The sequence below is a fragment of the Curtobacterium sp. PhB191 genome (assembly GCF_004346515.1).
Classification (GTDB): domain Bacteria; phylum Actinomycetota; class Actinomycetes; order Actinomycetales; family Microbacteriaceae; genus Curtobacterium.
Genome location: NZ_SMBV01000021.1, coordinates 1 through 3,296 on the forward strand (window position 1 = coordinate 1; position 3,296 = coordinate 3,296).

The following is a 3,296-nucleotide window of genomic DNA, read 5'->3' on the forward strand; positions in this document are numbered from 1 at the left end:
GGTCTCAAACATGTTCCGGCTGCTGCCCACGAATGGGCAGAGCGGTGTATTCAGTTTGATTCCCGATCGTCTGTCGGGAACCACAAAGTGGACGCGAGCCCGTGCAACAAGTGCACGGAAATCAGTGTGTTATCAAGTCTTCGGCTTATTAGTACCGGTCAGCTCCACGGGTCGTTAGTCCCCGCTTCCACATCCGGCCTATCAACCCAGTAGTCTGCTGGGAGCCTCTCACACTCAAGGTGCATGGAAATCTCATCTCGAAGACGGCTTCCCGCTTAGATGCTTTCAGCGGTTATCCGGTCCGAACGTAGCTAATCAGCGGTGCCCTTGGCAGAACAACTGACACACCAGAGGTTCGTCCATCCCGGTCCTCTCGTACTAGGGATAGATCTTCTCAAATTTCCAACGCGCGCAGCGGATAGGGACCGAACTGTCTCACGACGTTCTAAACCCAGCTCGCGTACCGCTTTAATGGGCGAACAGCCCAACCCTTGGGACCTACTCCAGCCCCAGGATGCGACGAGCCGACATCGAGGTGCCAAACCATGCCGTCGATATGGACTCTTGGGCAAGATCAGCCTGTTATCCCCGAGGTACCTTTTATCCGTTGAGCGACAGCGCTTCCACAAGCCACTGCCGGATCACTAGTCCCGACTTTCGTCCCTGCTCGACCTGTCAGTCTCACAGTCAAGCTCCCTTGTGCACTTACACTCGCCACCTGATTGCCAACCAGGTTGAGGGAACCTTTGGGCGCCTCCGTTACTCTTTGGGAGGCAACCGCCCCAGTTAAACTACCCATCAGGCACTGTCCATGAACCCGATCAGGGTCCTACGTTAGACATCCAGAGTGACCAGAGTGGTATTTCAACAATGACTCCACGAACACTAGCGTGCCCGCTTCACAGTCTCCCACCTATCCTACACAAGCCACACCGAACACCAATACCAAACTGTAGTAAAGGTCACGGGGTCTTTCCGTCCTGCTGCGCGTAACGAGCATCTTTACTCGTAGTGCAATTTCGCCGAGTTCGCGGTTGAGACAGCTGGGAAGTCGTTACGCCATTCGTGCAGGTCGGAACTTACCCGACAAGGAATTTCGCTACCTTAGGATGGTTATAGTTACCACCGCCGTTTACTGGGGCTTAAATTCAGAGCTTCGCCCAAAGGCTAACCCTTCCTCTTAACCTTCCAGCACCGGGCAGGCGTCAGTCCGTATACATCGTCTTGCGACTTCGCACGGACCTGTGTTTTTAGTAAACAGTCGCTTCCCACTGGTCTCTGCGGCCTTCAACGCTCACGGAGTAAATCCGGTCACGTGTCCGGCCCCCCTTCTCCCGAAGTTACGGGGGCATTTTGCCGAGTTCCTTAACCACGATTCTCTCGATCTCCTTGGTATTCTCTACCTGACCACCTGAGTCGGTTTCGGGTACGGGCGGCTGCAACCTCGCGTCGATGCTTTTCTCGGCAGCATAGGATCACTGATTTCCCCTTACGGGTACGCGTCGGATCTCAGGCACACAGACGACGGATTTGCCTATCGTCAGCCCTACATCCTTACACCAGGTTCACCTTACGGATACCATCGCCTGGCTCAGCTACCTTCCTGCGTCACACCTGTTCATACGCTAACCGCACCAGCATGGGGTCGAGCGTTAGACCGGCCACCATCACCCCGAAGGGATCCGGTTGATCCGGGTTAGGACTCTTAGCACCACTGGATTAGCTTGGGCGGTTGTTCGCCGGTACGGGAATATCAACCCGTTGTCCATCGACTACGCCTGTCGGCCTCGCCTTAGGTCCCGACTTACCCAGGGCGGATTAACCTGGCCCTGGAACCCTTGGTCTTTCGGAGGACGGGTTTCTCACCCGTCTTTCGCTACTCATGCCTGCATTCTCACTCGTGTAGCGTCCACGGCTGGATCACTCCGCCGCTTCACTCGCCACACGACGCTCTCCTACCACTCCGCACGACTGAACCACGAAGGCTTGTCTAGTGTGCGAAATCTACAACTTCGGTGGTGTGCTTGAGCCCCGTTACATTGTCGGCGCGGAATCACTTGACCAGTGAGCTATTACGCACTCTTTCAAGGGTGGCTGCTTCTAAGCCAACCTCCTGGTTGTCTATGCAACTCCACATCCTTTCCCACTTAGCACACGCTTAGGGACCTTAGTTGGTAGTCTGGGTTGTTTCCCTCTCGACGATGAAGCTTATCCCCCACCGTCTCACTGCTGCGCTCTCACTCACCGGCATTCGGAGTTTGGCTGACGTCAGTAACCTGTTGAGGCCCATCGGCCATCCAGTAGCTCTACCTCCGGCGAGAAACACGCAACGCTGCACCTAAATGCATTTCGGAGAGAACCAGCTATCACGAAGTTTGATTGGCCTTTCACCCCTATCCACAGCTCATCCCCTCCATTTTCAACTGAAGTGGGTTCGGTCCTCCACGACGTCTTACCGTCGCTTCAACCTGGCCATGGATAGATCACTTCGCTTCGGGTCTAGAACATGCGACTCAAACGCCCTATTCAGACTCGCTTTCGCTACGGCTGCCCCACACGGGTTAACCTCGCCACATATCACTAACTCGCAGGCTCATTCTTCAAAAGGCACGCCGTCACCCCTACTAAGGAGGCTCCGACGGTTTGTAAGCAAACGGTTTCAGGTACTATTTCACTCCCCTCCCGGGGTACTTTTCACCTTTCCCTCACGGTACTTGTCCGCTATCGGTCATCTGGGAGTATTTAGGCTTATCAGGTGGTCCTGACAGATTCACACGGGATTTCTCGGGCCCCGTGCTACTTGGGATACACATCCGGCCATAACACCATTTCGTCTACGGGGCTGGCACCCACTACGGCCCGGCTTTCAAACCGGTTCGACTATGATGCGCTGTAACCGCCCCAGTCCGGCAGAACTGAGTGACGTGTCCCACAACCCCGACCATGCAACGCCCGCCGGCTATCACACATGATCGGTTTAGCCTCATCCGCTTTCGCTCGCCACTACTCACGGAATCACATGTTGTTTTCTCTTCCTGTGGGTACTGAGATGTTTCACTTCCCCACGTTCCCTCTACCCGCCCTATATATTCAGGCGGGAGTCACCAGGTCACAAAAGCGCCCAGCGGGGTTTCCCCATTCGGAAATCCTCGGATCAGGGCTCGATTATCAGCTCCCCGAGGCTTATCGCAGATTTCTACGTCCTTCTTCGGCTCCAGATGCCAAGGCATCCACCGTTTGCTCTTAGAAACTTGACCACAAAGATTAAAATTGCGATCCGTCATCACCCACAACCA

General features: G+C 54.9%; 1 rRNA gene. It reads right to left on the bottom strand.

Annotation, left to right across the window (positions count from 1 at the left end):
• Positions 1-128: 128 nt before the first annotated feature.
• Positions 129-3,257: ribosomal RNA gene (locus tag EDF48_RS18925) — 23S ribosomal RNA — on the bottom strand.
• Between the last annotated feature and the right edge of the window lie 39 nt (positions 3,258-3,296).